The sequence below is a fragment of the Bacillus spizizenii TU-B-10 genome (genome assembly GCF_000227465.1).
Lineage (GTDB): Bacteria > Bacillota > Bacilli > Bacillales > Bacillaceae > Bacillus > Bacillus spizizenii.
This window is the reverse complement of record NC_016047.1, coordinates 2,985,125-3,007,434: the sequence shown is the minus strand read 5'-3', so window position 1 is coordinate 3,007,434 and position 22,310 is coordinate 2,985,125. Positions and strand designations below refer to the sequence as shown.

Annotated in this window: 21 protein-coding genes; 16 read left to right on the top strand and 5 right to left on the bottom strand. The window is 45.8% G+C overall.

Annotated elements, in window-relative coordinates; genetic code table 11:
• Nucleotides 1-26 precede the first annotated feature (26 nt).
• Nucleotides 27-1,325, bottom strand: coding sequence for a hypoxanthine/guanine permease PbuO (gene pbuO / locus GYO_RS37020; protein WP_041521042.1), 1,299 nt, complete (start codon nucleotides 1,323-1,325; stop codon nucleotides 27-29).
• Nucleotides 1,326-1,421: 96 nt separating this feature from the next.
• Between pbuO and pepV the strand changes: the two genes are divergently transcribed.
• On the top strand, nucleotides 1,422-2,813 hold the full coding sequence (pepV, locus tag GYO_RS37015; protein WP_014114814.1) for a dipeptidase PepV: 1,392 nt from the start codon (nucleotides 1,422-1,424) through the stop codon (nucleotides 2,811-2,813).
• 32 nt (nucleotides 2,814-2,845) lie between these two features.
• Here the strand turns inward: pepV and cysK are convergent, their stop codons facing one another.
• The gene (gene cysK / locus GYO_RS37010) at nucleotides 2,846-3,781 is read right to left on the bottom strand and encodes a cysteine synthase A (RefSeq protein WP_014114813.1); all 936 of its coding nucleotides are present in this window, start codon (nucleotides 3,779-3,781) and stop codon (nucleotides 2,846-2,848) included.
• A 148-nt stretch (nucleotides 3,782-3,929) separates the two neighbouring features.
• On the opposite strand from cysK, the gene thpR reads away from it, so the two are divergent.
• The 5 genes from thpR (at nucleotide 3,930) to GYO_RS36985 (ending at nucleotide 9,558) form a co-directional block, all read left to right on the top strand.
• Nucleotides 3,930-4,481 (top strand): RNA 2',3'-cyclic phosphodiesterase, encoded by a 552-nt coding sequence (gene thpR / locus GYO_RS37005; RefSeq protein WP_014114812.1) that lies wholly within the window; start codon nucleotides 3,930-3,932, stop codon nucleotides 4,479-4,481.
• 25 nt (nucleotides 4,482-4,506) lie between these two features.
• The gene (locus GYO_RS37000; protein ID WP_014114811.1) at nucleotides 4,507-5,421 is read left to right on the top strand and encodes a hypothetical protein; all 915 of its coding nucleotides are present in this window, start codon (nucleotides 4,507-4,509) and stop codon (nucleotides 5,419-5,421) included.
• A gap of 48 nt (nucleotides 5,422-5,469) precedes the next feature.
• Nucleotides 5,470-6,399 carry a YegS/Rv2252/BmrU family lipid kinase gene (locus GYO_RS36995; protein WP_014114810.1) on the top strand — a complete coding sequence of 310 codons (930 nt, stop codon included), beginning with the start codon at nucleotides 5,470-5,472 and terminating at the stop codon, nucleotides 6,397-6,399.
• Between the two features lie 25 nt (nucleotides 6,400-6,424).
• Nucleotides 6,425-8,581, top strand: a complete 2,157-nt coding sequence (gene pulA, locus GYO_RS36990; protein WP_014114809.1) for a type I pullulanase — start codon at nucleotides 6,425-6,427, stop codon at nucleotides 8,579-8,581.
• Nucleotides 8,582-8,760: 179 nt separating this feature from the next.
• The gene (locus tag GYO_RS36985; protein WP_003223423.1) at nucleotides 8,761-9,558 is read left to right on the top strand and encodes a phosphotransferase family protein; all 798 of its coding nucleotides are present in this window, start codon (nucleotides 8,761-8,763) and stop codon (nucleotides 9,556-9,558) included.
• On the opposite strand, the gene GYO_RS36980 is transcribed toward GYO_RS36985, so the two are convergent.
• Nucleotides 9,559-9,837, bottom strand: coding sequence for a YtzH-like family protein (locus GYO_RS36980; RefSeq protein WP_003237926.1), 279 nt, complete (start codon nucleotides 9,835-9,837; stop codon nucleotides 9,559-9,561).
• A gap of 204 nt (nucleotides 9,838-10,041) precedes the next feature.
• Here GYO_RS36980 and trmB point away from each other — a divergent pair, with 204 nt between their 5' ends.
• From trmB to GYO_RS36965, 3 genes are all read left to right on the top strand, one after another.
• Nucleotides 10,042-10,683: a tRNA (guanosine(46)-N7)-methyltransferase TrmB gene (gene trmB / locus GYO_RS36975; RefSeq protein WP_014114808.1), complete on the top strand. Its 642-nt coding sequence runs from the start codon at nucleotides 10,042-10,044 to the stop codon at nucleotides 10,681-10,683.
• A 66-nt stretch (nucleotides 10,684-10,749) separates the two neighbouring features.
• Nucleotides 10,750-11,595, top strand: coding sequence for a YtnP family quorum-quenching lactonase (locus GYO_RS36970; protein ID WP_014114807.1), 846 nt, complete (start codon nucleotides 10,750-10,752; stop codon nucleotides 11,593-11,595).
• A gap of 82 nt (nucleotides 11,596-11,677) precedes the next feature.
• On the top strand, nucleotides 11,678-13,378 hold the full coding sequence (locus GYO_RS36965) for an NAD-dependent malic enzyme (RefSeq protein ID WP_014114806.1): 1,701 nt from the start codon (nucleotides 11,678-11,680) through the stop codon (nucleotides 13,376-13,378).
• A gap of 57 nt (nucleotides 13,379-13,435) precedes the next feature.
• On the opposite strand, the gene GYO_RS36960 is transcribed toward GYO_RS36965, so the two are convergent.
• The gene (locus GYO_RS36960) at nucleotides 13,436-13,753 is read right to left on the bottom strand and encodes a PepSY domain-containing protein (protein WP_014114805.1); all 318 of its coding nucleotides are present in this window, start codon (nucleotides 13,751-13,753) and stop codon (nucleotides 13,436-13,438) included.
• 158 nt (nucleotides 13,754-13,911) lie between these two features.
• Between GYO_RS36960 and GYO_RS36955 the strand changes: the two genes are divergently transcribed.
• Nucleotides 13,912-14,985, top strand: coding sequence for a M42 family metallopeptidase (locus GYO_RS36955; RefSeq protein WP_014114804.1), 1,074 nt, complete (start codon nucleotides 13,912-13,914; stop codon nucleotides 14,983-14,985).
• 56 nt (nucleotides 14,986-15,041) lie between these two features.
• Here GYO_RS36955 and GYO_RS36950 read toward each other — a convergent pair whose 3' ends face one another.
• The gene (locus GYO_RS36950; RefSeq protein ID WP_003237917.1) at nucleotides 15,042-15,488 is read right to left on the bottom strand and encodes a YtoQ family protein; all 447 of its coding nucleotides are present in this window, start codon (nucleotides 15,486-15,488) and stop codon (nucleotides 15,042-15,044) included.
• 77 nt (nucleotides 15,489-15,565) lie between these two features.
• Between GYO_RS36950 and GYO_RS43820 the strand changes: the two genes are divergently transcribed.
• The 6 genes from GYO_RS43820 to murC all read left to right on the top strand — a co-directional run bounded on the left by GYO_RS43820 (nucleotide 15,566) and on the right by murC (nucleotide 22,262).
• On the top strand, nucleotides 15,566-15,682 hold the full coding sequence (locus GYO_RS43820) for a hypothetical protein (RefSeq protein WP_014114803.1): 117 nt from the start codon (nucleotides 15,566-15,568) through the stop codon (nucleotides 15,680-15,682).
• 39 nt (nucleotides 15,683-15,721) lie between these two features.
• Complete coding sequence (locus GYO_RS36945; protein ID WP_014114802.1) at nucleotides 15,722-16,045, top strand: thioredoxin family protein; 324 nt, start codon at nucleotides 15,722-15,724, stop codon at nucleotides 16,043-16,045.
• Between the two features lie 15 nt (nucleotides 16,046-16,060).
• Entirely contained in the window at nucleotides 16,061-16,870 is an 810-nt protein-coding gene (locus GYO_RS36940; protein ID WP_003223439.1) for a DUF1444 domain-containing protein, read from the top strand.
• Nucleotides 16,871-16,885: 15 nt separating this feature from the next.
• Nucleotides 16,886-17,491: a YtpR family tRNA-binding protein gene (gene ytpR, locus GYO_RS36935; RefSeq protein WP_014114801.1), complete on the top strand. Its 606-nt coding sequence runs from the start codon at nucleotides 16,886-16,888 to the stop codon at nucleotides 17,489-17,491.
• A gap of 160 nt (nucleotides 17,492-17,651) precedes the next feature.
• Nucleotides 17,652-20,714 carry a DNA translocase FtsK gene (locus GYO_RS36930; RefSeq protein ID WP_014114800.1) on the top strand — a complete coding sequence of 1,021 codons (3,063 nt, stop codon included), beginning with the start codon at nucleotides 17,652-17,654 and terminating at the stop codon, nucleotides 20,712-20,714.
• A gap of 249 nt (nucleotides 20,715-20,963) precedes the next feature.
• On the top strand, nucleotides 20,964-22,262 hold the full coding sequence (gene murC / locus GYO_RS36925; protein ID WP_014114799.1) for a UDP-N-acetylmuramate--L-alanine ligase: 1,299 nt from the start codon (nucleotides 20,964-20,966) through the stop codon (nucleotides 22,260-22,262).
• Nucleotides 22,263-22,310: the final 48 nt, after the last annotated feature.

Here is a 22,310-nt window from a genome sequence, read left to right as displayed (position 1 = left end):
GCTGACGTCTGGGTTTTTTGTCTATGTTATAAAATAAACAGCTGGATGAAAAACAGAATGGCGAAAACGATGACGAGCGGATGAATCTCTCTCCATTTTCCACGCGCTGCTTTTACGATCGGATACGAAATAAAGCCAAGCGCAATTCCTGTAGAAATGCTTGATGTCAGAGGCATGGCCAGAATGACGAGAAACGCAGGAAATGCCTCGTCCATCTCTTTCCAATTCATATTGGAAACTGAGCTCATCATCAGGCTGCCGACAATAATCAAAGCAGGAGAGGTGATGGCGGCTATGCCGGATAAGGCGCTGACTAGCGGACTGAAAAACATTGAGATCCCAAACATCACAGCAACAGTCAAAGCCGTAAGCCCCGTTCTTCCCCCGGCTGCGACACCGGCGGAAGATTCGATAAATGCAGTTGTCGGACTCGTGCCGAAAACAGCTCCTACTGTCGTCGCCGTTGAATCTGCAAGCAGTGCTTTTCGCACGTTCGGCAGCTTGTTATTCTTCATCAGCCCGGCTTGCTCGGCAACACCGATCATCGTGCCGGTCGTATCAAAAATCGTGACCAATAGAAAAGAAAAGACGACAGCGTACAGGCCGTGATGAACGACATCTCCAAAAGCGGAAAACGGATTAGAGATGATCAATCCGTCCGGCAAATGAGGAAGCGACATAAAGCCCTTTGAAAAATGCAGCTGCCCGGTAAAAAAAGCAATCAAAGCGGTAGCTGCCATTCCGATGAATAAGGCGCCGCTGACATTCAGCACCATTAAGACTACACTGATCAGAAGGCCGACCAGCGTTAAAATAACCCCAGGTGAATGCAGATTGCCGAGAGTAACCAGGTTTGACTCATCAGCAGCCACAATTCCCGCCTGCCGCAAACCGATAAAAGCAATAAACAGCCCGATCCCTGTTGTGATCCCGTATTTTAAATTGTTTGGAATCGCTTCTATAAGTTGTTTTCTTAAAGGCGTTAACGATAGAATAATGAAGAGAACCCCTGCTGTAAATACGGCGCTGAAAGCTGTTGCGTACGTAATGCCCCCATCGCTTGCACTTACGACATGAAAGGCTAAATAAGCGTTCAAACCCATGCCGGGCGCAATAGCAATCGGGTAATTTGCTGCTAGGGCCATCCACAGCGTTCCGACAATGGAGGCAATAATCGTTGCGGTGAAAACCTGGTCGAAAGGAACTCCGGCATTAGCCAGAATGACCGGATTAACCACGACGATATAGACCATTGTGAAAAAGGTGGTCAGTCCTGCTATGATTTCTTGCTTTATGGATGTTTGCTGCTCTTTTAGATGAAACATAGTATCCTCCAATTACGAACGTTTTAACAAAACACCATTAATATTATTCGTTTTATTTTGTTTTTGCAAGTCATTTCTTGCGGAAAGGGGATCGTTATGAACTGGGAAGTCGAAGTGATTAGAAAAAAAGAGGATTTAATTCGTGATACGCAGGAATTTTTGAGAATCAACAGTGTAATGGACGAAACAACCGCCGGACCTGGCAAGCCGTTTGGAGAAGGAGTAAATGCCAGCTTGACTTCATTGTTGAAGCTCGGAGAAAAAGAAGGCTTTACAACAAAAAATCTTGACGGCTTTGCGGGCCATATTGAATGGGGCGAAGGCGATGACATTGTTGGCGTACTTTGCCATGTTGACGTCGTGCCGCCAGGAGATGGGTGGACGAGTGATCCGTTTTCAGCTGATATCCGTAACGGACGGATTTATGCAAGAGGCGCCATTGATGATAAAGGTCCGACGATGGCTGCGTTCTACGCGCTGAAAATCGTGAAAGATATGAATCTGCCGCTGTCCAAGCGTGTCAGAATCATTATCGGAACAGATGAAGAAAGCGATTGGAGATGTGTGGAGCATTATTTCAAGCATGAAGAAATGCCAACGCTGGGATTTGCGCCTGACGCCGATTTTCCAATTATTAACGCGGAAAAAGGGATCATTGATGCCTCACTACTGATCCCGCACCGCTCAAACCAAGCCGATTCAGAAACAGTGCTTGTCTCATTTCAGTCAGGCCTTCGCTTGAACATGGTGCCTGATGCTGCGGAAGCTGTCATTGAAGGGCCGAAAAAAGAAGAGATTCTTGCTTCATTTAAAGACATGCTGCGCACGACAGATCAAAAAGGGGAAGCTGAAATAGAAAACGGACAGCTCATTTTGCGTATGTACGGGCTTTCCTGCCATGCGATGGAACCGAACAATGGGATCAATGCCGGCCTTTTATTGTGCAAATTTCTGCAGCAGGCTAAGCTTGATGAAGCAGGACAGCGGTTTGTGCAAGTCGTGACAGACAAGTTTTCAGACGATACGAGAGGGAAGAAACTGAATATCGACTGTGAGGATGACATTAGCGGGGAGCTGACATTAAATGTCGGGACACTGCGCTATACGGAAGGGCAAGGAGGCGAGCTCGGTATCAATATCCGCTATCCTGTTACCGCAGAAAGCAAAGCGATCCGCGATGCATTCGAAAGCGCATCTGAATTTGAGCTGGGAGAATTCAAAGACAGCAAGCCGCATCACGTGTCAGCAGACCATCCGTTAGTCAAAACCCTTCAAAAGGTTTATGAAGGCCAGTTGGGCAAAAAAGCTGATTTAATCTCAATCGGCGGGGGGACTTATGCTAGATCTTTAAAAGCCGGTGTCGCGTTCGGCCCGCTGTTCCCCGGACGTCCTGACAGCGCACATCAAAAGGATGAATATATCGAAATCGATGATTTGCTTAGATCGACAGCTTTATATGCGCAGGCGATCTATGAACTTGCAAAATAAAAGGACCGGCTTCTTCTGAAGCCTGTCCTTTTTTAAACAAATGACCATAAATCAGTTGATAAATACCGTTCTCCCGTATCGGCTGTCATGCAGACCACAACTTGGTCAGGAGAGAGGCGTTTCGCTGTTTCGATTGCCGCGAAGCATGCAGCGCCTGACGAAGGGCCGACAAGAATTCCTTCTTCAGCAGCGAGGCGTCTTGTCGTCGCATAGGCGTCTTCATCAGAGATTTTGATGATTTCATCATATACCTCTTGATTTAAGATTGGAGGAATAAAGCCCGGACTCGTCCCTACAAGCTTATGTGCGCCGGGTTTTCCTCCGGATAATACAGGCGAACCCGCAGGCTCGACAACATGAACCGTGATATCCGGAAAAAACTCTTTGAGCGCTTCACCTGTTCCGGTAATGGTTCCGCCCGTTCCGGAAGAGGCTACAAAAGCGCCGAGCGGTTTTCCGATTTCCTCTATTGCCCGGGCAATTTCAGGCGCCGTTGTTTTCCGGTGCGCATCAGGATTGGCAGTGTTATCGAATTGCATTGGAATATAGCTGTTCGGAATTTGTTCGGCAAGCTCCTTCGCTTTTTTGATGCTGCCCGGCATTCTTTCCGCTCCAGGTGTTAATACAACCTCTGCGCCGTAAGCTTTAAGTAGGTTGATCCGTTCCTTCGTCATCGTATCAGGCATGACGAGGATCGCTTTGTAGCCGCGTGCTGCCGCATTCATGGCGAGTCCGATTCCGGTATTTCCGCTTGTCGGCTCTATAATAACGGAGCCCGGCTTGAGCAAACCGTTTTGTTCTGCTTCTATGATCATCTGATAAGCGGCTCTGTCTTTTACACTGCCGCTCGGATTGAAGAATTCAAGCTTTAAATAGACTTGTGCCGCGTTTTCTGGCTGAAGCCGATTTAATCTCACAAGCGGTGTATCTCCTATCAAATCGGCTGTATTTTCAACGATTTTCAACATTGTCATTCCTTTCTGAATAAAACAAGTGTCATATAATATCCTAACATAATAAACGTTTGTGCGAGAGTGTTTTCATACACTGTTCCTCTATTCGCACAGCCTCTTTATTGATAAAATAATAGCTGTCAAAGAAGGGAGTATCAGACGAATGCCAGATATACGGCCTCATTATTTCATCGGTGTTCCCATTCCTGAGGGAATCGCGAATCCGATTTACCAAGCTGCGAAAAACGAGCCGGTTTTGACGTTTCAAAAATGGGTGCACCCGCTTGACTACCATATCACGTTGATTTTTCTCGGAGCGGCGGATGAGACACAAATCCTGCAGCTTGAAGGCTCACTAGCTGAGATTGCTTCAGAAACCGATCCGTTTCCGATTGAGTTTGGCAAAATAGATGTATTCGGCGACCGCAGAAGGCCGCGTGTTTTACATCTGGAGCCAAAGAAAAACAGAACGCTAGAACTATTGCGGGAACATACGAAACAGGCTGTTCTTCAAGCCGGCTTTCAAGTGGAAAAAAGACCGTATCACCCTCATATGACGCTGGCTAGAAAATGGACAGGCGAAGAAGGATTTCCGGCACATGTTCCGTTTGAAAGCGGCGAGGTTTCGATGATGGCTGAACGGTTTTCGCTCTTTCAAATACACTTGAACCAATCACCAAAATACGAGGAAATATTCAAATTTCATTTATCTTAATTCATTGCGGAGTGGAGAAACGAACATGGCACAAATCATCAAAATTCATGATTATATATCGAGATATGAGCTTGATCCGTACCATTATATAAATCAGTTTGTACGGCTGAAAAAAGAGCGCTGGCTTTCACTAATAGAAGCAGCGGAGCGCCAGCATGAAGAAAGACAAGCCAGTGCCGAAGAGCCGGAACCGGTGCAGAAACGAAAAAAATTTTCATTGAAAAGAAGAAAAGAAGAGATAAAAGCCGATATACAAGAAGAGAGACACCAATGGTTTGAGGAAGAAGACGATTTACATGTAAGGCTGCCGAAGAGCAGGATGGCGCTTGCTTCTTTTTATAAAAGACATTTATATGACTTTCAGCTTAAATGGGCAAGCTCTACTCTTTCAGAAATATCACATCTCTCAAACCAGGTGAAGCAGGACCGCATTTTGCGTTATCTGACCCAGCAGCTGCCTGATTCTTATTTCATTATGTATAAGCCTGTGCTGCAAATTCAGCAGGCGGCGGTTGAATTAAGCATTGTGATTATTTCCCCGCTTGACATTTACTGCGTTTCTTTTTTAGAGGCGGAGGAAGACAGTGTGTACATCGGGTCTAAAAATCGTTTTTGGGAGAAGAAAACAGCCTCTCAGACTGCACCAGTATTAAATCCGGGGCTGAGCCTGTTTCGCACGGACTCCGTTGTATCAAAGATCATAAAGGAAAAACAGGCTGAAATTCCAGTTCGAAAATTGCTTCTGAGCAGAACGTCGTACATCGATTACCCGGAACCGCCATACGGCTTAGAAATAGCAGATAAGCGGGGCGCGGAGGAATGGATTGAGCGGCAGAAGAAAAACACTGCTCCGATTAAACATCATCAGGTAAAGGCAGCAAAGGCTCTATTGTCTTACTGCATGTCTGACTCCTATCGCAGACAAGAGTGGCTGGAGTAAAAGAGAACGATTTGAGCGGTTTTCTCATAACATAAGCAGGTGAGAAAGATGAGCCATTGGTTTTTTATTATTAATCCGACAGCAGGGCATCGAAACGGCCTGCGTGTTTGGAAGTCCATTCAAAAGGAATTGATCAAACGAAAGGTCGAGCACCGCTCATTTTTAACTGAACACCCGGGGCACGCTGAGGTGCTCGCCAGGCAGATTTCAACGATACAGGAATATAAGCTGAAGCGCCTGATCGTCATTGGCGGAGACGGAACCATGCATGAAGTTGTCAACGGGCTGAAAGATGTTGACGATATTGAACTGAGCTTTGTGCCGGCGGGCGCGTATAATGATTTTTCGAGAGGATTCTCTGTTAAAAAAAACGATCTGATACAGGAAATCAAGAAGGTAAAGCGTCCGTTAACCCGAACCTTTCATTTAGGGAGCGTTAATTTCCTTCAGGATAAATCTCAGATTCTTTATTTTATGAATCATATCGGGATCGGGTTTGACGCATATGTCAATAAAAAGGCGATGGAATTTCCGTTGAGACGGTTTTTTCTTTTTCTTCGCCTTCGATTTCTTGTGTATCCGCTTTCCCATTTGCACGCCTCGGCGACCTTTAAGCCGTTTTCATTAGCTTGTACAATAGAAGGAGAAACACAAGAATTTCATGATGTCTGGTTTGCGGTTGTATCCAACCATCCGTTTTACGGGGGCGGCATGAAGGCGGCGCCGCTTGCAAATCCGCGCGAGAAGGCATTTGATATCGTGATCGTTGAAAATCAGCCGTTTTTGAAAAAATATTGGCTTTTATGTCTGATGGCATTTGGAAAACATACAAAGATGGATGGCGTTACGATGTTTAAAGCAAAGGACATTACGTTTTATACGAAGGACAAAATTCCGTTCCATGCTGACGGAGAAATCATGGGCACCACCCCGTTTCGTCTGGCATCGAGTCCTTCACCCCTAAGGATTAAAACATAAACGTGTTTGGAGGAGAGAGCTTCCAATGGTCAGCATCCGCCGCAGCTTCGAAGCGTATGTCGATGATATGAATATCATTACCGTTCTGATTCCTGCTGAACAAAAAGAAATCATCAAACCGCCGTTTCGGCTTGAGACAGAAACAACCGATTTTCCTCTGGCTGTCAGAGAGGAATGCCGCCTTGAAGCAACATACAAGTACGTCTGCGTATCTGACCGTCCAGTGACATTCGGAAAAATACATGCCGTCAGAGCGTCCAGCGGCGACAAAACGGATCTCCAAATTGGCGCGGTCATCCGGATGGATACGTTTGATGATTCATTTTATTACGACGGAGAGCTGGGGGCTGTTTATACTGCGGATTATACTGAATTTAAAGTATGGGCGCCTGCCGCAACCTCAGCTGCTGTCAAGCTCTCACATCCGAATAAACGCGGGCGCATATTCCAAATGATTCGGATGGACAAAGGCGTCTATACCGTTACTGTCAACGGTGATCTCCACGGGTATGAGTATGTGTTCTGCATCTGCAACAATTCAGTATGGGCGGAAACGGTTGACCCGTATGCAAAGGCAGTGACAGTAAATGGAGAGAAGGGTGTCGTCCTGCGCCCGGATCAAATGAAATGGGCTGACAAGCTTAAACCATTCTCAAACCCTGTGGATGCTGTCATCTATGAGATGCACATCCGCGACTTCTCCATTCATGAAAACAGCGGCATGAAAAACAAGGGAAAATACTTAGCGCTGACGGAAACAGATACGCAAACCACAAACGGCTGCTCTTCCGGACTGGCGTATATAAAAGAGCTAGGCATTACACATGTAGAGCTTCTGCCGGTGAATGATTTTGCCGGAGTTAATGAAGAGAAGCCGCTTGATGCTTACAATTGGGGATATAACCCGCTTCATTTTTTTGCCCCGGAGGGAAGCTATGCCTCAAACCCTCATGATCCTCAAACAAGAAAAACAGAGTTAAAACAAATGATCAAAACCCTTCATCAGCATGGACTGCGAGTCATTCTGGATGTCGTCTTTAATCACGTGTACGAGAGGGAGAATTCACCTTTTGAAAAGACAGTGCCAGGTTACTTTTTCCGGCATGACGAATTTGGGATGCCGTCAAACGGAACCGGCGTTGGCAATGACATCGCGTCAGAAAGACGGATGGCGAGAAAATTCATTGCGGATTGCGTTATCTACTGGATTGAGGAATACGATGCTGACGGCTTCCGCTTTGATCTGCTCGGCATTTTAGATATCGATACCGTGCTTTATATGAAAGAAAAAGCAACTGCAGTAAAGCCTGGAATCCTGCTTTTTGGAGAAGGATGGGATTTGGCGACACCTCTGCCGCATGAACAAAAAGCGACCTTGGCGAACGTTACAAAAATGCCGGGCATCGGTTTTTTTAATGATATGTTTCGTGACGCTGTGAAAGGGAACACCTTTCACCTCACTGCAGCGGGATTTGCGCTCGGAAGCGGCGAAGCAGCGGGAAACGTTATGCACGGGATAGCCGGCTCTTCCGGATGGAAGGCATTAGCACCAATTGTTCCTGAACCCAGCCAGTCCATCAATTATGTTGAGTCACACGACAATCACACCTTTTGGGATAAAATGGGCTTTGTGCTTTCTCAAGAAACTGACAGCCGAAAAAGAAGCAGGCAAAGGCTGGCAGCCGCGATTATCTTGCTGGCCCAAGGGGTGCCATTCATTCATAGCGGACAGGAATTTTTCCGGACGAAGCAGGGAGTGGAAAACAGCTATCAATCCAGTGACAGCATCAACCAGCTGGATTGGGATCGGCGTGAAACGTTCAAAGAAGATGTTGACTATATCCGCAGGCTGATTTCGTTGAGAAGAACGCATCCGGCATTTCGTCTCAATTCCGCTGCAGACATCCAGAGCCATCTTGAATGTGTAACGCTAAAAGAACACCTTATCGCATACAGGCTCTATGACCTTAACGGGATTGATGAATGGGAAGACATCATCGTCATTCATCACGCGAGTCCGGACTTCGTTGAATGGAAGCTGCCAAACGACAAAACGTACCGGCTTTTATGTGACACATCAGGTCTTCATCATGATCCGAAAGAAATCAAGAAAGCGGTTGCGGTAAACGGCATCGGAACGGTTATCTTATATTTAGCATCAGATCTTAAGAGTTTTGCTTGACGAAGTTTGTGCTATAGCGCTAAAATTTAAAGGACGGCTATTGATTAGCATATGAGACTCTCAATAGCTGTCTTTTTTATTTTCATACGATTCGTACGAAAAAGGCACTCGCTGGATAGACTGGAGACGATTAGCCTTTATTCTAAAATATTTTAAGAAATGATGGGTTGAACATTGATATGAACTGGTTGGGACAATTACTAGGTAGCGATTGGGAGATCTTCCCCGCCGGAGGAGCTACAGGAGATGCATATTATGCGAAACATAACGGGCAGCAGCTTTTTTTAAAACGTAATAGCTCACCTTTTTTAGCTGTTTTATCCGCCGAAGGCATTGTTCCGAAGCTGGTTTGGACAAAACGGATGGAAAATGGGGACGTCATTACGGCCCAGCACTGGATGACCGGCAGAGAGCTGAAGCCCAAAGATATGAGCGGACGGCCCGTTGCTGAATTGCTTCGTAAAATACACACATCAAAAGCCTTGCTGGACATGCTGAAGAGACTTGGAAAAGAACCGCTGAACCCGGGGGCTCTTCTGTCTCAGCTGAAGCAGGCTGTATTTGCTGTGCAGCAATCTTCGCCGCTGATTCAAGAAGGAATCAAGTATTTAGAAGAACATCTGCATGAAGTGCATTTCGGTGAGAAAGTCGTTTGCCATTGTGATGTCAATCATAATAACTGGCTATTGTCTGAAGACAACCAGCTGTATTTAATTGACTGGGACGGCGCCATGATCGCTGATCCGGCGATGGATCTCGGGCCTTTGCTGTACCACTACGTTGAAAAGCCAGCTTGGGAGAGCTGGCTGAGCATGTACGGCATTGAGTTAACAGAAAGCCTGCGGTTACGAATGGCTTGGTATGTGTTATCGGAAACAATCACTTTCATTGCCTGGCACAAAGCAAAAGGCAATGATAAGGAATTTCATGATGCAATGGAAGAACTGCATATTCTCATGAAACGTATCGTTGAATAATCAGGAATACGAATCCATTTGCTCTACCCATTGAGAGAGGCTGTTCTGATGCTCTTGTATGTGTGAGTCGATGGATTTGGACGATATTCCTGATTGGCTGTAGCGGTAAACATCTTCCAGCACGTTTTTGAAGTTTGAATCAAGCTCGGTGTTTGCCATCAGCGATTTAATCACACGCTCAAGCTGCTCGTATTCTGCGACGGTTCCGCAGCAATCCAATTGATGGTCAGTCAATATATCCTTCAATAAATGAACTTGATGCTCATAATGTAAACCCATAACGGTACACATCCCTTCAGTATCATACGGGTTAAATTGTTCAAAATAGAGCGTTTTTATGCATGTGAAAGGAGTGTTCCGACAGACGGGAACCTCTTTTTTTATATCATCGGCCCTAAAAGGCACACTGGAAAAACGATCTTGCGGGTCTTTTTAATTCATGGTATGTTGTTAGTCGAAATAATAGATAGAGGTGTCAATCATATGAGAATGCGCCACAAGCCTTGGGCTGATGACTTTTTGGCTGAGAACGCAGATATTGCCATCAGCAATCCTGCTGATTATAAAGGAAAATGGAACACAGTGTTTGGCAACGACAATCCGATCCATATCGAGGTCGGTACAGGAAAAGGGCAATTCATTTCTGGAATGGCCAAACAAAATCCGGACATCAATTATATTGGTATTGAGTTATTTAAAAGCGTCATCGTGACAGCCGTCCAAAAAGTAAAAGACAGCGAAGCGCCGAATGTAAAGCTTCTGAATATAGACGCGGACACGCTGACGGATGTGTTTGAGCCTGGTGAAGTCAAACGGGTCTACTTGAACTTTTCTGATCCTTGGCCGAAGAAACGCCACGAAAAACGCCGTCTGACGTATTCCCACTTCCTCAAAAAATATGAAGAAGTAATGGGAAAAGGCGGAGCGATTCATTTTAAAACGGACAACCGCGGCTTGTTTGAATACTCTTTGAAGAGCTTCTCTGAGTACGGCCTGCTGCTGACATATGTCAGTCTCGATTTGCATAACAGCAATCTGGAAGGCAATATTATGACAGAATATGAAGAAAAATTCTCAGCGCTCGGCCAGCCGATCTATCGGGCTGAAGTTGAATGGAGAACGTAAACAGACTCTGAAGGAGTCTGTTTTTTTTATGGGCCGTTTGCTACCATGATGACAGGGGGGATGAAAATGGAAACAATGAAAATTGGAAACATGACGTTAACCTGGCTTGACGGAGGCGTGACACATATGGACGGAGGTGCCATGTTCGGCGTCGTTCCAAAGCCGCTATGGTCTAAAAAATATCCAGTCAATGAAAAAAACCAGATTGAACTAAGGACAGACCCTATCCTCATTCAAAAGGACGGGCTGAATATTATCGTTGACGCCGGAATTGGGTCCGGCAAGCTGACTGATAAACAAAAACGAAACTATGGCGTGACACAAGAATCGAATGTGAAAACATCATTAGCGGCACTCGGATTAACGGTTGCTGATATAGACGTAGTCGCTATGACACACCTTCATTTCGATCATGCATGCGGTTTAACAGAATATGAGGGAGAACAGCTAGTCTCTGTCTTTCCGAATGCAGTGATTTATGCATCAGCTGTTGAATGGAATGAAATGCGCCATCCAAATATCAGATCGAAAAATACGTATTGGAAAGAAAACTGGGAGGCTGTTGCCGGCCAAGTCAAAACCTTTGAAGACACCTTAACGATTACAGAGGGGATTACGATGCATCATACCGGAGGCCATAGCGACGGACATAGTGTACTTATATGCGAGGATGCGGGTGAAACCGCCGTACATATGGCAGATCTGATGCCGACACACGCCCACCGCAATCCGCTATGGGTGCTGGCTTACGATGATTATCCGATGACGTCTATACCGCAAAAGCAGAAATGGCAGGCATTCGCAGCCGAAAAAGACGCTTGGTTTATTTTTTATCATGACGCTGGATATCGCGCGCTTAAATGGAATGAGGATGGAAGTATCAAAGATTCAGTCAAGCGAATGAAGCGATAGCATATTTTTATGTTTACCCTGCATGTTTTCCGGCTAATAATGCAAACCTAGTACTAATTATGCTCAGAAAGGAAGAGGCAGGGTGAAACAATTCAAAGTAACAAACGAAGGAGACATTCAAACAACATTAAGAGGCCTTGAAGTACTCTCTGTTCCTTTTTTGAACAAAGGTGTTGCTTTTACTGAGGAAGAAAGAAAAGAACTTGGTTTAAAAGGCTTTCTGCCGCCAAAGGTATTAACAATTGACGATCAGGCGAAAAGAGCATACGAACAATATTCCGCACAGCCTGACGATTTGAGCAAAAATGTCTATTTGACAGCACTGCACGATCGGAATGAAACGCTGTTTTACCGCCTGTTAAATGACCATTTAGGGGAAATGCTCCCGATTGTCTACACACCGACAGTCGGAACGGCGATCCAGAGATACAGCCATGAATACAGAAAACCAAGAGGGCTCTATCTGTCAATCGATGACCCGGACGGTATGAGAGAAGCATTTAAACAGTATAAAGATCAAAGCGATACGATCGATTTAATTGTTGCAACTGATGCGGAAGGAATTTTAGGAATCGGAGATTGGGGCGTCGGCGGAATCGCGATTTCTATCGGCAAGCTAGCGGTTTATACGGCGGCTGCCGGCATTGATCCGAGCAGAGTGCTGGCTGTCGTTTTAGATGCGGGGACAAATCAGGAGAGCCTCTTAAACGACCCGCTTTATGTCGGCAACCAGCATTCCAGAGTACGCGGGGAACGCTATGACCAATTCATTGACGATTATGTTGCGCTGGCGAGAGAAACATTCCCAAATGCATTGCTGCACTGGGAGGATTTCGGAGCGAAAAACGCGCGCAGCATTTTGAAACGCTATAAAGATAAAGTGTGTACGTTTAATGATGATATCCAAGGTACAGGCGCTGTTTCACTGGCGGCAGTCTTATCCTGTGCAAAAGCGTCTAAAGTGCCGCTGAGGGATCACAGAGTCGTCATATTCGGAGCAGGAACGGCAGGAATCGGGATTGCTGAACAGCTGCGGGAAGCGTTGGTGCGCGAAGGGCTGAGTGAGGAAGAATCATACCAGCGCTTCTGGTGCATAGACCGAAACGGGCTGTTAACAGATGATATGGATCAGCTTCTTGATTTCCAAAAGCCTTATGCCCGTTCGGCTGATGAAGTGAAGGATTATCAGCGTAACGGAGAAGGCGGGGGTATTGATCTCCTTGAAGTGGTCCGGCAGGCAAAACCGACGATCCTGATCGGGACATCTACGGTTTCCGGTGCTTTTACTGAAGAAATTGTAAAAGAAATGGCGTCACACGTAAAACGTCCGGCGATTTTGCCGATGTCGAATCCGACAACACTTTCTGAAGCAAAACCCGAGGATTTAATCGAATGGACAGAAGGCCGTGCGCTGATCACGACAGGAAGCCCGTTCCCGCCAGTGGAATATAACGGTGTAACGTACCATATCGGCCAAGCAAACAACGCGCTTGTATTCCCTGGTCTCGGGCTTGGAACGATTGTCACTAAATCAAAATTAATAACCGATGGCATGTTTGAAGCATGTGCCCGCGCGATCGCAAGTATGGTTAATGTCGGGGTGCCTGGCGCGCCGATGCTTCCGAAAGTAGAGGATTTGCGGACTGTATCGGCAACCGTCGCAGTTGAAGTCGCTAAAACTGCAATTAAGGAAGGCGTTGCGACAGAAGAGCCAGAGGACATCATACAGGCTGTGCAGGACGCGATGTGGTATCCGGTATATAAACCGATTCGCGCGATATAATAAAAAAAGAGCCGCTGCATAGGCAGCGGCTTCTATTTTATGCTTGTCCGGTGTTTGTTAAGAGGCAATTGTATCAATGACATCTACAATTATCCCCGTTTTCGCATCCACCATGACTTCATACTGCTCTAATTCTCCGAAAGCTGATCGTGTAATGCCGGTTTTGTATACCTGTACTGTTTCTCCGTTCACATTATAAGGCTCCGGCTGGGTGTAAATCCATGATCCATCAATCGGCCCCCGCTGCTTAAAAGCGGATTTTACGATTCGAAGCGCTTTTTCTGAAGAAATATAAGGCTTCATCACATATTGTTTCACAACGACAGCTGTACAAATGCCAAGTCCTGCTCCTAAAAGAAGATGACGCAATTTCAAAATAAAGCACCTCCTGGTTGATCGTACTTTTCATTATACAGAAACCGCCAAATCCTGTTAAGCAATACGCGGCTGATCGAGCAGATTCGGTCAGGGTGCTTGGAAAACTTGATTTTTTCTAATAAAATAAAAGGACTACATAGAAATGAGGGGAAAACATGAATCAAGAAACGAAAGCGCTTTTCCAAACACTGACGCAGCTTCCCGGCGCGCCGGGCAATGAGCATCAGGTTCGTGCTTTTATGAAGCAGGAGCTTGCCAAATATGCCGATGACATCGTTCAGGACAGACTGGGAAGTGTTTTCGGGGTGAGAAAAGGCGCAGAGGGCGCACCGAGAATCATGGTAGCCGGGCATATGGACGAAGTCGGCTTCATGGTTACATCCATCACAGACAACGGGCTGCTCAGGTTCCAGACGCTCGGGGGCTGGTGGAGCCAGGTGCTGCTTGCACAGCGAGTTGAAATTCAAACAGATAACGGGCCGGTTCCGGGTGTGATTTCAAGCATACCTCCGCATCTGCTGACAGATGCTCAGCGAAACCGCCCGATGGATATCAAAAACATGATGATCGATATCGGAGCGGATGATAAGGAAGACGCTATCAAAATCGGCATAAAACCGGGACAGCAGATTGTTCCTGTCTGTCCGTTTACGACGATGGCGAATGAAAAGAAAATATTATCAAAAGCGTGGGATAACCGGTATGGATGCGGCTTGAGCATAGAACTTCTGAAGGAATTGCACGGAAAAGAACTTCCGAACACGCTTTATGCGGGTGCAACGGTTCAGGAAGAAGTGGGGCTGAGAGGCGCGCAGACGGCTTCTCATATGATTAAACCGGACTTGTTTTTCGCGCTTGACGCCAGTCCGGCAAACGATATGAGCGGTGACAAAAATGAATTTGGCCAGCTTGGAAAAGGCTTTTTGCTCCGTATTCTTGACAGAACGACAGTCATGCACCGCGGAATGAGAGAATTTGTTCTTGATATGGCGGAAACACATGAAATTCCATATCAATATTTTGTATCAGGCGGGGGAACAGATGCAGGCAGAGTTCATATTTCGAACAGCGGCGTTCCTTCAGCGGTTATCGGAATTTGTTCCCGCTACATTCATACGAACGCTTCTATCATTCATATTGATGATTATGCTGCTGCTAAAGAAATGCTCATCAAACTTGTAACAGCCTGCGATAAGCAGACAGTGGATGCGATTAAAGAAAATATGTAGGATTTCATGAAAGCTTGTTGAACTGGGCAGTAAGCCCGGATCGACAAGCTTTTTTCTTATTCTGTTTCAAATACATAGGAAAGGGCCTTAATGGCTTGGTTCACGGTTTCAACCGTTATATTCGCTTTGTTGGAAAGCTCTTTTAACGGATGGTGGAGCGATTCCGGCCGGATAATAATCAGGGGTTTTCCTTTTGCGATTGCATATGATGCATCCATTGCCGTGTTCCACTGTTTGTATTTTTCGCCAAACAGGGCGATCACAAAGTCTGCTTTATTCATCAGGACGGCGGTTCTGAAGTTGTTCATGTCTGAGGCTTTATCATCCTTCAAAACGGCATTTGGCTGAACGCCCATAATTTCTTCCCCGATATTGTCTGATCGGTCATGATTCTCCATCGGGCCGACAAACGTAATCGGCAGCTTCAGTGATTTTGTTTTCTCTTTGATTTCCTCACGCCAATTGCTGTGGATTTCTCCTGCTAAATAGACGATAAACTCCATACTGAATCCCTCCTTATGTATGTCCATCTGTAAGTTTTACCCTCATGTACACGATGTTAAACGAAACGAGCTTGATAATGCAAATGAAATATGATAATGATAATGGGAAAGCCAATCTTACATATCCATTCGTTGCATATAAGTGGTTTTGCCGCAAGCAGTTTGGTATGATCCAAATGGACGAGTATCGATAAACAAACATGTAAGAACATAAACAACTGGAGGGATATGAAATGAAAAAAATTGAATCAACACAAGAGCTGGAAAAAGCGGTAAAGGATGATTGGGCGGTATTTATGTTTTCAGCTGACTGGTGCCCGGATTGCCGTTTTGTAGAGCCTTTTCTGCCTGAACTGGAAGCGAACTTCCCTGAATTCACTTACTACTACGTAGACCGCGACAAATTCATTGATACGTGTGCAGAGTGGGAAATTTACGGGATCCCAAGCTTTGTTGTGTTTAATGAAGGAATAGAAGTCAATCGTTTTGTGAGCAAAGACCGCAAAACAAAAGAAGAAATTGAACAGTTTTTAACTGACTCTCTCGCAAAAGCGTAAAGGAGGATACCCGGTTTGAAAATGACCTCAAGGAAGCTGTCAGATATACTGAAACAGCGCCTTCAGCACGAGAATCGCTCCTTTCTGTTTGACAGAGAAAAAGACACCCTCCGTGTTGAGGATCAAACGACCAAAAAAGGAATTACGCTCGACCTGCCGCCGATTATTGCAAAATGGGAACTGAAAAAAGACGAAGCTATTGATGAGATTGTGTACTATGTCTCCGAAGCAATGACGGCAATGGAAGGGAAGGCTCAGGAAATGACCGGAAAAGAAAGCCGCATTTATCCGGTTATCCGCTCGACTTCTTTCCCGGACAAGTCCAGCGAAGATATTCCGCTCATTTATGACGATCATACCGCAGAGACAAGAATTTATTATGCGCTTGATCTTGGGAAAACCTATCGCTTAATTGACCAGCGCATGCTTGAGAAAGAAAACTGGACAAAAGAGCGGATCAGAGAAACGGCTGCATTTAATCTCCGTTCCCTGCCGACGGTTGTCAAAGAGGATACGGTTGCCGGTAATTACTTTTATTTCTTCAGGGCAAACGACGGTTACGACGCCAGCCGGATTCTGAACGAAGCGGTTTTAAATGAGTACAAGCAACGTGCAGAAGGTGAGCTGGCAATCTCTGTTCCGCATCAGGACGTTCTGATTCTTGCTGACATCCGGAATGAATCGGGGTATGATATTCTAGGACAAATGTCGATGAGCTTCTTTGCAGGCGGCACCGTTCCGATTACCGCCCTTTCATTTTTGTACAATGAAGGAAAGCTGGAACCAGTGTTTATCCTGGCGAAAAGCCGTCCGAAAAAGGATTAGAAAGGATTTTTACTTATGAACGCTTTTTATAATAAAGAAGGTGTGGGAGACACGCTCCTGATCTCTCTTAAAGATGTGACACGTGAACAAATAGGCTATGAAAAACGCGGTGACGTCGTCAAAATGTTCAATAACGAAACAAAGGAAACAACGGGCTTCAACATTTTCAATGCGTCTACTTACTTGACCATTGATGAAAACGGTCCTGTTGCGCTCTCAGAAACATTCGTGCAAGATGTGAATGAGATTCTAAGCAGAAACGGCGTTGAAGAAACATTAGTCGTTGATTTATCACCGAAGTTTGTTGTGGGGTATGTGGAATCAAAAGAAAAACATCCGAATGCGGATAAACTAAGCGTATGCAAAGTCAATGTAGGAGAAGAAACGCTTCAGATCGTCTGCGGCGCACCTAACGTTGACCAAGGCCAAAAAGTTGTCGTTGCCAAAGTGGGCGCCGTAATGCCGAGCGGACTTGTCATTAAGGATGCAGAGCTTCGCGGCGTTCCGTCAAGCGGAATGATCTGCTCAGCAAAAGAGCTCGCTTTGCCGGATGCCCCTGCTGAAAAAGGAATTCTGGTGTTAGAAGGAGACCTTAAGGCGGGAGACGCATTTCAGTTTTAGACTCCCATAAATCCGACCCAAAAAACGAATCATGTGAAAAAAGCCGCTAAGCCCTTGTTTAGCGGCTTTATTTTGCTGAAAGCTTAATCTTTTCTGGGCCGACCAGCAATGGTATACTAAAAACCGTCCCAGAAAACTATAAGGGAGTTAGAGATAAATTATGAGTTGGCTTCATAAATTTTTTGATTTGTTTTTAGGCGAGAGCGAAGAGAATGCTGAACGGGAGAAAAAACCTGCTCAAATTCCGCAGCAACAAGAAGTACATCATCCTGAAGGACAATTAAAAAGATTGGAAGATCCTAAAATATATTATGAATATCCAAAAGGCAAGTTCCGTTTTCCAATCGTGCCTGACGGATACAAAAATCAAGACTTGAGAAGGCGCCGTGCACCATCGGACGAACCGAAATCCGCACCTCGTCCAAGCGCCGCATCATACAGAGAACGCCCCAAAGATGAAACAGAGCAGCATACATATCAAACATCAGAGCCGGCGAAGAAACCGTTTAAACCGACAAATATCCCTTCGCCTGTATATGGATTCAATCAAAAACCATCCGTCAAAAAGGATGTGCCGAAACAGCCTTCTGAAACATTGAAGGCACCGGACAAATCTGTAAAAGAGAAAGTAACACTGCTGTCCGAAGAGATTGAACGTGAACGCAGCTATCCTGCTCCAGACAGACCGGTACAGCACGTGAAAGAACGACCCTTTCCGGATAGCCAATTCGAAGAACAGCCTTCTGGCGTATTAAACAGAACGACTGCAGGGCGTGAAGAAGCGCTGGCGCAACGCCCAGCCGAAGAGCGGTCAGACAAGAGAGTGCCAGCTGCTGCGGACATTCAGCAACCAGAAAAAGACGCGCCTTCCTTCCCTGCGGGACAACATGAAGAGCAAACAGCACCTGAGACACTGGCAGGTACGGTGGCTGAGCCACAAGAAGACCTTACAGTCAGTGAAGTAAGCCGTGAAGACATCAAGTCTGCAATAGCTGAGATTCAAGAAGAACAAAGTGAACAACAGCCAGAGAAATTGGAAGAGCCTGTGTTCCGCGCTGAACAACATGAAGAGCAAACAGCACCTGAGACACTGGCAGATACGTTGGCTGAGCCACAAGAAGACCTTACAGGCAGTGAAGTAAGCCGTGAAGACATCAAGTCTGCAACGGCTGAGATTCAAGAAGAACAAAGGGAACAACAGCCAGAGGAATTGGAAGAACCTGTGTTCCGCGCTGAACAAGATGAAGAGCAAACAGTACCTAAGTCTCTGACAGAGGCAGTATCTGAGGCTGAAGTATCAGAAGAGCCGTCAGACAGCTCAGTAAACAATCATCACGAAATCGCGGCAGAAGCTGCTGAGACCCCATCTGTTCAAGAAGAGCAATTGGAAATTCAACAGGAAGAGCCTTCCTTATTTACTGATCATGAGCATTCAGCATCTGAGGCTCTGACTCAAGCAGAAACTGATGCCAAAGAATTAGAAGCGCCATCAGACAGCATAATAAATAATCAGTACGATATGCCGGGAGAAGCTGAGAACACGAAGATAGATGTTCAGCCAGACAGCCAGACAGAATCGGTGCAGAATGACAGCCTGAAGCAGGGTTCCAGACCGTTTGCTGCAGCCTATCAAAACCGGCAGGAAATCCATGCGAACGAAACACATGCAGCTATAGAGGAGCCGCAAAAAAGGGCTGTCATGCAGGAGAAACGGACTGAACGAAGCGCATCTCCTCAAAAAGGGCCGTCCGTTCCTTTTAATGTCATGATGCTGAAAAGAGATACGCATAAACAGCAAAAAGCAGAGGAGCGCCGCGGCAGCTATGTGTTTCCGAATGTCGCACTGCTTGATGTCCCGCCAGCACAAGTTCAGGACGATACTGCGTGGATCGAAGAACAGCGTCAGCTTCTTGATTTGACCCTGAAAAATTTCAATGTCCGCGCCAATGTGGTCCATGTGACCCAGGGGCCGTCTGTCACAAGATTTGAAGTGCATCCTGAACCAGGCGTAAAGGTAAATAAAATCACCAACTTATCTGATGATATTAAACTCAGCCTGTCCGCAAGAGATATTCGGATTGAAGCGCCGATTCCGGGGAAAAACACGATCGGAATTGAAGTGCCAAACCGCTCGAGCAAGGTGGTTGATTTGCGCCAGATGATTCGCAGCGCAGCCTTCAGGACAAGCAAGTCACCGCTCACGGCTGCGCTGGGATTGGATATCTCAGGGAACCCTGTCGTCATCGACTTAAAGAAAATGCCGCATGGTTTGATTGCGGGCGCCACGGGCTCGGGAAAAAGCGTTTGCATCAATACAATATTAGTCAGCCTGTTGTATAAAGCGGATCCGAGTGAGGTAAAGGTGCTGCTGATTGATCCGAAAATGGTGGAGCTGGCCCCTTACAACAAAATTCCTCATCTCGTCAGCCCGGTCATTACTGACGCCAAAGCGGCTACGGCTGCGTTAAAGTGGGTCGTTGAGGAAATGGAGCGGCGCTATGAGCTGTTTGCCCATTCAGGTGTTCGCGACATTGACCGCTTTAATCAATTAACCGCTGATCATCACACGGGCGAAAAGCTGCCGTATTTAGTTGTGGTTATTGATGAGCTTGCTGATTTGATGATGGTGGCTCCAAATGATGTGGAAGAGAGCATTGCGCGGATCGCCCAAAAAGCCAGAGCGTGCGGAATTCATCTGCTTGTCGCAACCCAGCGGCCGTCAGTCGATGTCATTACCGGCCTGATTAAGGCGAATATCCCAACGAGAATCGCATTTTCTGTCTCAAGCCAGGTTGATTCCCGAACGATCATTGACATCGCCGGTGCAGAAAAGCTTCTCGGAAAAGGGGATATGCTCTTTTTGGAAAACGGCTCGGGAAAACCTGTCCGCCTTCAAGGGAACTTTGTATCGGACCGCGAAATCGACCGCGTTGTTTCCCACGTCAGAAAACAAATGCCGCCAACCTATTTATTTGAACAAGAAGAGCTTGTAAGACAAGGATCAGCCTTGAAAGAAGAGGATGAACTGTTTAACGAAGCGTGTGAGTTTGTTGTTGAGCAAAACAGCGCGAGCACTTCAAGTCTGCAAAGAAGATTCAGAATTGGATACAATCGCGCGGCAAGGCTGATCGATATGATGGAAGCAGAAGGCATGATCTCTGAGGCAAAAGGAAGCAAGCCTCGAGAGGTGCTGATCACAGCAAGTGATTTAATAAACGAATAATAAAGGTTCATTTTCACACCAAACATGGTATGATAGTGTTTAGAGCATTTAACAGCTATGCCGCTTTACAGCAGATGCGCATAGACAATTCCTGATATCTAGGTTTAATCGGAAAGAAATAACCGGATACTAAATATAACAAAACATATAAAATACGCCGCAAAAGGGGGCTTTTCAGCCGCCGCGGTCGCAAATTGAAATGAGCGTCATATACTGGGGAACAGATAGACGTTTGTTGGAGGTACAATTATGACTGTTTATCATTTTGTTGGAATAAAAGGGACCGGTATGAGTCCGCTTGCCCAAATACTTCATGATAATGGATATACTGTCCAAGGATCGGATATCGAAAAATTTATTTTTACGCAAACAGCGCTTGAAAAAAGAAATATTACGATTCTTCCTTTTAGCGCGGATAATATCAAACCCGGCATGACAGTCATCGCCGGAAACGCATTCCCAGACACGCATCCTGAAATTGAAAAAGCCATGTCTGACGGAATTCCGGTGATACGTTATCATAAGTTTTTAGGCGACTACATGAAAAAATTCACTAGTGTTGCCGTTACGGGCGCACACGGCAAAACGTCGACTACGGGTCTGCTGGCTCATGTGATCCAAAACGCGAAACCGACCTCTTTCTTAATTGGGGACGGAACAGGCCAGGGAAATGAAAACAGCGAATACTTTGTGTTTGAAGCGTGCGAATATCGCCGCCATTTCTTAAGCTATCAGCCAGACTACGCGATCATGACAAATATTGATTTTGATCATCCTGATTACTTCTCAAGCATTGACGATGTGTTTGACGCTTTCCAAGAGATGGCTCTGCAAGTCAACAAAGGAATTATTGCCTGCGGAGACGATGAGCATCTGCCGAAAATCCATGCGAACGTACCTGTTGTATATTACGGCACGGGGGAAGAAAATGATTTTCAAGCCAGAAACATCGTTAAAAGCACAGAAGGGACAACTTTCGATGTATTTGTACGCAATACATTCTATGATACGTTTTATATTCCTGCGTACGGCAACCACAATGTATTAAACTCATTGGCGGTCATTGCGTTATGCCATTATGAAGAAATTGATTCCAGCATCATTAAGCATGCCCTCAAATCATTCGGCGGCGTCAAACGCAGATTCAATGAGAAGCAGCTCGGGGATCAAGTGCTGATAGATGACTACGCTCATCACCCGACAGAAATAAAAGTGACGATTGAGGCGGCAAGACAGAAATACCCTGATCGTGAAATCGTCGCGGTATTTCAGCCTCATACATTTACGCGGACGCAGCAATTCCTTGACGATTTCGCAGAAAGCCTGAGCGGGGCTGACTGTGTGTATCTATGTGATATTTTCGGCTCAGCCCGGGAGAATGCAGGAAAGCTGACAATCGGCGACCTGCAGGGAAAAATTCATAATGCTAAGCTGATTGAAGAAGATGACACATCTGTTTTAAAAGCTCATGAAAAAGCCGTTCTCATCTTTATGGGAGCAGGAGATATCCAAAAATATATGAGAGCCTACGAAAACGTCATGGCATAATAAAAAGCAGTGATCTCACTGCTTTTTATTTATCTGATGGAAAAGCTT

Excerpts from the sequence above, each read along its gene's own strand:
- pbuO (WP_041521042.1), bottom strand. The coding sequence starts at position 1,325 with ATGTTTCATCTAAAAGAGCAGCAAACATCCATAAAGCAAGAAATCATA.
- pepV (WP_014114814.1), top strand. The coding sequence starts at position 1,422 with ATGAACTGGGAAGTCGAAGTGATTAGAAAAAAAGAGGATTTAATTCGT.
- cysK (WP_014114813.1), bottom strand. The coding sequence starts at position 3,781 with ATGTTGAAAATCGTTGAAAATACAGCCGATTTGATAGGAGATACACCG.
- thpR (WP_014114812.1), top strand. The coding sequence starts at position 3,930 with ATGCCAGATATACGGCCTCATTATTTCATCGGTGTTCCCATTCCTGAG.
- GYO_RS37000 (WP_014114811.1), top strand. The coding sequence starts at position 4,507 with ATGGCACAAATCATCAAAATTCATGATTATATATCGAGATATGAGCTT.
- GYO_RS36995 (WP_014114810.1), top strand. The coding sequence starts at position 5,470 with ATGAGCCATTGGTTTTTTATTATTAATCCGACAGCAGGGCATCGAAAC.
- pulA (WP_014114809.1), top strand. The coding sequence starts at position 6,425 with ATGGTCAGCATCCGCCGCAGCTTCGAAGCGTATGTCGATGATATGAAT.
- GYO_RS36985 (WP_003223423.1), top strand. The coding sequence starts at position 8,761 with ATGAACTGGTTGGGACAATTACTAGGTAGCGATTGGGAGATCTTCCCC.
- GYO_RS36980 (WP_003237926.1), bottom strand. The coding sequence starts at position 9,837 with ATGGGTTTACATTATGAGCATCAAGTTCATTTATTGAAGGATATATTG.
- trmB (WP_014114808.1), top strand. The coding sequence starts at position 10,042 with ATGAGAATGCGCCACAAGCCTTGGGCTGATGACTTTTTGGCTGAGAAC.
- GYO_RS36970 (WP_014114807.1), top strand. The coding sequence starts at position 10,750 with ATGGAAACAATGAAAATTGGAAACATGACGTTAACCTGGCTTGACGGA.
- GYO_RS36955 (WP_014114804.1), top strand. The coding sequence starts at position 13,912 with ATGAATCAAGAAACGAAAGCGCTTTTCCAAACACTGACGCAGCTTCCC.
- GYO_RS36950 (WP_003237917.1), bottom strand. The coding sequence starts at position 15,488 with ATGGAGTTTATCGTCTATTTAGCAGGAGAAATCCACAGCAATTGGCGT.
- GYO_RS43820 (WP_014114803.1), top strand. The coding sequence starts at position 15,566 with ATGCAAATGAAATATGATAATGATAATGGGAAAGCCAATCTTACATAT.
- GYO_RS36945 (WP_014114802.1), top strand. The coding sequence starts at position 15,722 with ATGAAAAAAATTGAATCAACACAAGAGCTGGAAAAAGCGGTAAAGGAT.
- ytpR (WP_014114801.1), top strand. The coding sequence starts at position 16,886 with ATGAACGCTTTTTATAATAAAGAAGGTGTGGGAGACACGCTCCTGATC.
- GYO_RS36930 (WP_014114800.1), top strand. The coding sequence starts at position 17,652 with ATGAGTTGGCTTCATAAATTTTTTGATTTGTTTTTAGGCGAGAGCGAA.
- murC (WP_014114799.1), top strand. The coding sequence starts at position 20,964 with ATGACTGTTTATCATTTTGTTGGAATAAAAGGGACCGGTATGAGTCCG.